4 protein-coding genes and 1 pseudogene are annotated in these 7,270 nt (G+C 70.3%); 3 read left to right on the plus strand and 2 right to left on the minus strand.

Annotation, left to right across the window (positions count from 1 at the left end):
* Positions 1–599, minus strand: a pseudogene (locus tag VFA06_RS12300) (hypothetical protein); the annotation flags it as partial.
* 554 nt (positions 600–1,153) lie between these two features.
* On the opposite strand from VFA06_RS12300, the gene efeU reads away from it, so the two are divergent.
* Together efeU and efeB are read left to right on the plus strand one after the other, a co-directional pair.
* Positions 1,154–3,319: an iron uptake transporter permease EfeU gene (efeU, locus tag VFA06_RS12305; protein ID WP_324840641.1), complete on the plus strand. Its 2,166-nt coding sequence runs from the start codon at positions 1,154–1,156 to the stop codon at positions 3,317–3,319.
* Positions 3,320–3,445: 126 nt separating this feature from the next.
* A complete protein-coding gene (gene efeB / locus VFA06_RS12310; RefSeq protein WP_349260160.1) occupies positions 3,446–4,708 on the plus strand; it encodes an iron uptake transporter deferrochelatase/peroxidase subunit in 1,263 nt (420 codons plus the stop codon).
* Between the two features lie 255 nt (positions 4,709–4,963).
* Here efeB and sepH read toward each other — a convergent pair whose 3' ends face one another.
* Positions 4,964–6,010: a septation protein SepH gene (gene sepH, locus VFA06_RS12315; RefSeq protein ID WP_324840643.1), complete on the minus strand. Its 1,047-nt coding sequence runs from the start codon at positions 6,008–6,010 to the stop codon at positions 4,964–4,966.
* A 511-nt stretch (positions 6,011–6,521) separates the two neighbouring features.
* Here sepH and VFA06_RS12320 point away from each other — a divergent pair.
* Positions 6,522–7,166, plus strand: a complete 645-nt coding sequence (locus VFA06_RS12320; RefSeq protein ID WP_324840644.1) for a trimeric intracellular cation channel family protein — start codon at positions 6,522–6,524, stop codon at positions 7,164–7,166.
* Positions 7,167–7,270 lie beyond the last annotated feature (104 nt).

Below are 7,270 nucleotides of genomic sequence, written 5' to 3' on the forward strand. Positions count from 1 at the left end.
ATCATCAGGAACGCAGTGGGCGCCTGGCGCAACAGCGTCCCGGCGACGAAGGTGCCGTGCCCGGTCTGGGTCTCCAGCGCGTAGTCCACCTCCGCCGGGATCGGATCCAGCTGGTCCGGGCTCACCTGGGCGAACCAGTCACTGTCCGCGAACCAGGGATGACTGACGATGCCGGTGTCGACCACGCCGGCGAACACCCGGCGCGCCGAGGTGTCGACGGCGACCGGCTTCGGCATCGGCGCGCAGGCCTGGGGCACACCGTACGGGCCGCCATACCATTCCGGCTCGCCGTGCATCAGGTGATTGAGCGAGACGGCCATCGGGCCGGTGTTGTGGGTGCGCAGCTGACTGATCAGTTCTCGCGGATCGACGCCGGCGTCGGGTCGCAGGTGCAACCGGGTGACGCCGACCTCCTGCAGATCGTCGCGGCGCTCGGTGTACCGTCCGACCACCTCGTGTGCGCGATCGGCGTGCCGGATCGCGACCAGGATCTGGTCCTTGCGGTGCAGCGCGGTGGCTCCGTTGGGCCCTTCGCTCAGCACGGCGTCACGATGCCGGGCGAGCAGGCGCTCAAGGCGGGCTTGATGATCGAGAGTCATTGGGTCTTTCCCTCCAGTAGGCAGTCTCGCGCTAGGCCGAGGCTTAGGCCCGTCGAAGAAGGGCCTAGCACGTCTGCCCCGTTCTACGGCGCGGTTCGCGGATCCCGTTGCCGTGGCTGTGCGGGGCGCGCCAGGTGGCCAGGACGTACCCCCGTGACGTCCTGACAAAGAGGGCGCGCCCCGCGCAGCCGTCCCGATGCCCGTCGTTACATCCCCCCACGGGCACCGGGACGGTCCCCCAGCATCCACCCCACACTGACCTTCGCCGGGCTCTCCCCTTCCCGGAACGGTCACTAACTAGAGCGCGGGGCGGGCCCTCCTGATACGCCCGGCTCAAAGTTTTTTCGGATTTCCTGCTGAGCTGCTCAGACGGTGAGTGGGTGGTCCAAATGTCACCTGGATCACCTCCTGCGTTCACGCACACCCCCTTGCGCGAGCCGCCGAGAACTTCGGTATGGTTAGGCTTGCCTAACTTGACCGGTGGTCGCGTCCCGGTCGGTGGCCGCCCTATCCCGCTCCACGCCCGACGACCCACGACCGAGGATCTGCACTTCATGTGGAATGACGCATTCCCCAGCTTCCTGATCGGCCTGCGCGAAGGTCTGGAGGCCGGGCTCATCGTCTCGATCCTGGTCGCGACGCTGGTGCGGGCGGGCCAACGGGCCCGGCTCGGCGCGGTGTGGGCGGGTGTGGGCGCCGCCGTGGCGCTCAGCCTCTCCTTCGCCGCGGTGCTGACCTTCACCGCCGCGGATCTGCCGGCCGGGGGACAGGACGTGTTCGGCGGGGTGCTCTCGCTGATCGCCGTCGGGTTCGTCACCACGATGGTGTTCTGGATGCGGAAGTCGGCACGCAGCCTGTCCGGCGATCTCAAGGCTCGCGTTACCGAAGCGCTGGGCCGCGGCGCCGGGGTTCTCGTACTCACCTCGTTCATCGCGGTGGCGCGCGAGGGGCTGGAGACGTCGCTGTTCCTGTGGACTACGGCCAAGTCGGCGGGGGAGTCGCAGGGGCCGATGATCGGCGCGGCGGTCGGCATCGCGCTGGCCGTGGTCGCGTGCTGGGGGCTGTACCGCAGAGTACTGAAGATCAATCTGACGAAGTTCTTCTCGGTCACCGGCGCCGTGCTGATCGTCATCGCGGCCGGCGTGCTCGCCTACGGGCTCGGCGATCTGCAGGAAGGCGGCCTGATTCCGGGTCACACCGCGTACGCGTTCAACCTCACCTCCATCGATGCGGGCTCCTGGTACGCGACGCTGATCGCCGGAACGCTCAACCTGACGCCCGCGATGAGCTGGCTCCAGGTCATCGGCTACCTGCTGTACCTGCCGCCGACGATGTTCCTGTTCGTGCGCGGGATGCGCTCCGCCGCGGCCACGGCGGAGCGCAAGGCCGCGGCGCAGGCTCCGGCGGCTGAGCCGGCGACCCCGCTCACGAGAGCACAACGGCGCGCCGCGGCGCGCGTCGCTGACGAGCAGGCGCTCGCCGCGCGCATTGCGGCGAAGCGGGAGGCGAAGCAGGAGCGCGAAGCCGCTCGGCGGGTGCCGCGCTGGGCGGTGGGAACCTCGATCTTCGCCGTGCCGGCGGTGGCCGCCGTCGCCGCGATCGCGGTGCTGGGGCCCGGAAAGAGCGCCGCGGCGTCCAACGACATCGCGCTGAGCGAGTCGAGCTGCGGCACCGGCTGGGCGAATCCCGAGGCCGGGGCGCAGACCTTCAACCTGACCAACAACGGCCGCAACACCGCCGAGGTCTACCTGATCAGCCCGAGCACCAACGCGGTGTTCGCCGAGATCGAGAACCTGGCTCCCGGCACCACGCGCCCGCTGACCGCGACGCTCTCCGGCGGCTCCTACGCCTTCCGCTGCGCGTTCACCGACGGCACGGCGCTGAGTTCGAAGACTTACACAGTCGGCGGCGGATCGTCCGGCGGCAGCACCGGCTTCGCCCCGGTCAGCGATCAGGATCTGCAGCAACCCGTCGCCGACTATCGCGCCTACGTACAGCAGAACCTGCCGGTGCTGCTCGCCGACAGCCAGCGCCTGGCCGCGGACCTCGCGGCCCCCGACCTTACCGCTGCCGCTCTCGCCGCGGCCAAGGCGGACTGGCTCACCGCGCACCTGGACTACGAGGGCCTCGGCGCCGCGTACGGCACCTTCGAGGACTTCGACGCGAAGATCGACGGCCGGGCCACCGGACTGCACGGCGGGGTGAACGACCCGTCGTGGACCGGATTCCACCGCATCGAATACGGACTCTGGCACGGTCAGCGCGCCGCGGTGCTCAAGCCGCTCGGCGATCAGCTGGTCGCCGACATCCAAAGTCTGATCAAGGCGTTCCCGAGCCAGACCACCGACCCCAACGACCTGCCGCTGCGCACACACGAGATCCTGGAGAACACCCTCCAGTTCCAGCTGACCGGGATCTCCGACTACGGCAGCGGGACCGCGCTGGCCACCGCCTCGGCCAACCTGCACGGCACCCAGGTGGTCCTCAGCGCCCTGGTCGGGCTGATGCAGGCGCGCGACCCGCAGGCGCTCAAGTCCATCGACACCTGGATCCAGACCGTGGCCGCCGACCTGAACGCGGCGCAGCGGCCGGACGGCTCGTGGACCGCGCTGGACCAGCTCACCGCGACGCAGCGGCAGAAGATCAACGGCGATCTCGGCGAACTGCTCGAACAGCTCTCCGTCGTACCCGACCTGTTGGAGGAGCGCAGCAGCGCGTGACCGCGACCATGACCATCACCCGCACCGGCGCCCGCGAGACAGAGATCTGATCCGATGACCGACGAGAACGTTCCCACCGGCACCTGCCCGTTCGCGGCGCTGGCCGACCCGGATGCGACCGGCGACATGCACAGCGCCGATGTGCACCACGCGCTGCGCCGTCGCTCCTTCCTGCGCGGCGCGGCCGTCGGCGCGGTCGGCGCGGCTGCGGTCACCGCCGGAGGATTCGGTACCGCGCAGGCGCTGTCCTCGTCCTCCGACTCTTCGGACACCGGCAGCGGCCGGACGATCGCGTTCCACGGCGCGCACCAGGCGGGCATCCTCACCCCGCCACAGCTGGCCGCGACCTTCGTGTCCTTCAACGTCCTCGCCACCGACCGAGCCGGCCTCCAGCAGCTTTTCAAGACCCTGACACAGCGGGCGCGGTTCCTGACCGAGGGCGGCACTCCGGTCGATCTCGGCGTCGCCTCCCCGCCCTCGGACAGCTCCACCCTCGGTCCGGTGGTCCCGGCCGACGGCCTGACCATCACGGTCGGCGTCGGGGCCTCGCTGTTCGACGGCCGCTACGGCCTGGCCGCGCGAAAGCCCGCGAAGCTGACCAAGATGCCGGTCTTCCCCAACGACAACATGCAGGACTCCACCGAGCTGCACGGCGACCTCATGCTGCAGATCTGCGCCGACCACCGCGACACGGTGATGCACGCGCTGCGCGACATCGCCAAGCACACCCGCCAGTGGCTCCAGCTGAGCTGGAAAGCCGACGGATTCCAGTCCCCGTCCCGGCCGACCGGGGCCCAGCGCAACCAGCTGGGCTTCAAGGACGGCATCGCCAACCCGGATGTGAACTCGACCACTGAGACCAATGCCTTGATCTGGACGCATGCCGGCGCGAACGGCGAGCCGGCGTGGGTGGAGGGCGGCTCGTACCAGGTGGTGCGCATCATCAGGATGCTGGTGGAGTTCTGGGACCGGGTCTCGCTGACCGAGCAGGAGAACATGTTCGGGCGGCGGCGGGACACCGGTGCCCCGCTCTCCGGAACCGTGGAGAGCGACATTCCGCAGTACGCGAACGATCCCGACGGGAAGATCATCCCGCTGGACGCGCACATCCGCCTGGCCAATCCGCGCACCGCGAAGACCGACGGGCAGCGGATCCTGCGGCGCGGCTACAACTACGATCGCGGCATCGACGACAACGGTAACCTCGACGTCGGCCTGCTCTTCGCCTGCTACAACCAGGACGTGGCGCGGCAGTTCGAGGCGGTTCAGACCCGGCTGATCGACGAGCCGCTGGTGGACTACATCTCGCCGACCGGCGGCGGCTACTTCTTCGCGCTGCCGGGGGTCAAGGATGCTTCGGACTACTACGCCTCGGGCCTGTTCGCGTGAACGACCCCCAGACACTCAAGGCGCTGATACGAGCGAGGCTTGGACGGCCGGCACCCGGTCGGTTCCTTGAGGGCGCCGCGGCGAGCGACCCGCCGCGGTGAAGGAGGACCTGCGCGTCCTCCAAACGGGCCGTGGCCCTGCTTCGCATCCATCCGAAGCGGGGCCACGGTCTCGTCGTGCGTGTCTCGCGCGTCTTACGCGCTTTCCGCGTCTTGCTCGTCCGGTCCGGTGAGCGGGAGCCGCCCGGCCTCGCTGTTACTCGCTCTTGCGGCGCCGGGTGCCGAAGACGATCTCGTCCCAGGACGGCACGGTCGCCCGCTTGCCCGGCGTCACTCCGTCGTTGACCGCCTGCTGGTCGGTCTGCCCGCGCAGCCGGTCCTTGTGCGGGCCGACCGGGCCGAACAGCGCGTCCGAGTACGCGGAGCCCGCGCCGGTCTGCCGCTGACGCGCCGCCGGCTCCTCGGCCGCGGGCGCGGTCGGGGTGGCTGACGTCGCCGCCGCGGCCGCGACCGGACGCAGCGGAGTGACGACCGAGTCGGCGGAGGCCGCCGGGCTCGAGACGGTGCCGGACGAGGACGCCGCGGTGGTTCCGGCGGCGGCCACCGGACGCTGGCCCTGCCAGGTCGGCAGCGCGGTCACCGAGGAGGCCGGGCGCACCGGGGCGGGCTCGCCGCCGGAAGCCGCGGCCGGCAGCCTCGGCTGACGCGGCGAGAACGGGAACGCGTTCTCCGCCGCCACGTCGCTGGAAAGCAGCCGCGCCTCGTCGTCGGCCGGGGTGACCAGCCGGCGCGGCGGGTCGAACGTCCAGGTCGCCTCGTACGGCAGCCCGCCGATCCGGAACGCCAGGCGCACCGTCCAGGTGCCGTCGTCCCGGCGCCACGAATCCCACTGCGCCGAGTCGTGATCCGGCTCGCGATGCATCAACCGCTCGCGCACCACGTCGCCCAGCTTCGGACCGTGCGTCTCGCCGGCCCGGCGCACCTGGGTGTTCTGCGCCCGCTCGGCCATGAACGCCCGCTCGGCGAGCACCGGGCCCTCGAAGCGGCGCACCCGCTCCAGCGGGATGCCCGCCAGATCGGCCACCTGCTCCGCGGTCTGCCCGGAACGGATGCGCGCCTGGATGTCGCGCGGCCGCAGCTGCGCGTCCAGCTCTATCTCGATCTGGCCGAGCCTGGCGCGATCACCGCGCACCGCGGCGCGCAGCCGGTCGTCGATGGCGAGGAAGAACTCCTGACCGTCCGGGGCACGCAGCACCAGGCGATCGCCGTCGCCGGAGACCGCCATCACGCGCAGTTCGGTCATGAGACCTCCTGGGTGGTGCCGCTGCTGGACGTAGTAACGAGTGTGGCGCGCGCATCCGTGGTTCGGGAAGATGCCACGCCCGTTCGGCGCAACACGCTCCGGTGCGCGTTACCCGATCGGGGGACCGCTGGATAGGCAGGACGAAGATCGCGCCCGTGAACCCTGATGCGCGCGGTCATTTGTCGTTATCCCCCTCGGCGGTTCCGGAAACTCATCGCGCCGGCCTTCTTCTCGCTACTCGTCGTCCGGTCCACCGTATCAGCGTGCGCAGCCTGAACGGAGTCCCAACGCGGCGGCAGACGAAGTAATCGCGCGCTCTTCGTTGCGCCCCCGGCCGGGATCCGGCCTTTCGCCACGTACGGAAAACCGATGACCACTGTAGCGAAGACCGGGGTGCCGGCACACGTGGAATCACCCGGTCAACGGCTGTGCCGACTTGCGAAGATGTGGACGTGCATCCCAACGCCCTGTGTATTGGCCGCGCGGGGCGCGCCCCGGCACACTTCGGAGCGTGGTGCATCTGCCGATCCTGTTCGACCTGCTCGGGGTTTTCAGCGCGGCGGCCTCCGGCGCGCTGACCGCGGTGCGCAAGGGCCTTGACCTTGTCGGCATCCTGGTGCTCGGCGCGGCGACCGGGCTCGGCGGCGGGGCCGTGCGCGACGTGCTGATCGGCGCGCGCCCGCCGGCGTTCCTCGCCGACTGGCGATATCTGAGTGCTGCGACGATCGCCTCGCTGGCCGTGATCGCCGCGCAGTACCAGGTGTTCGCGGTCGGGCCGGAACTGCGCGAACGGGTGCGGGTGACCACCGCGTACCTCGTCGTTGACTCGCTCACCCTTGGCTTCTTCGCGGTTTCCGGCACCGGTAAGGCCTTGAGATACGGGCTGGCTCCGGTTCCGGCCGCGCTCATGGGCGTGCTGACCGCGGTCGGCGGGGGAGTGATCAGGGACATGCTGATCGCCGAGGTGCCGACGGTGCTGCGCCGCGAGTTCTACGCGATCCCCGCCGCGATCGGCTCGCTGATCGTGGTCGGTGCGGACCGCTACACCCCGGCCCTTACCCCGATCGCCTTCGTGGCGGCCGGCGCGACGGCGGCGCTGCGCCTGATCGCGGTCCGGCGGCACTGGCACGCGCAACTGCCTCCGGCAAAGCGTTGATGCGATGTCGCGCAGACGGCGTACCGCGCGCTGAGCGCGACAGACTGCTGACATAAGCCGGATGGCGGCACGCGGCAACGGAAATCGGCGCAATTCGCCGTTCC

Origin of the sequence: Actinocrinis sp. (assembly GCF_035653575.1) — a bacterium.
Lineage (GTDB): Bacteria > Actinomycetota > Actinomycetes > Streptomycetales > Catenulisporaceae > Actinocrinis.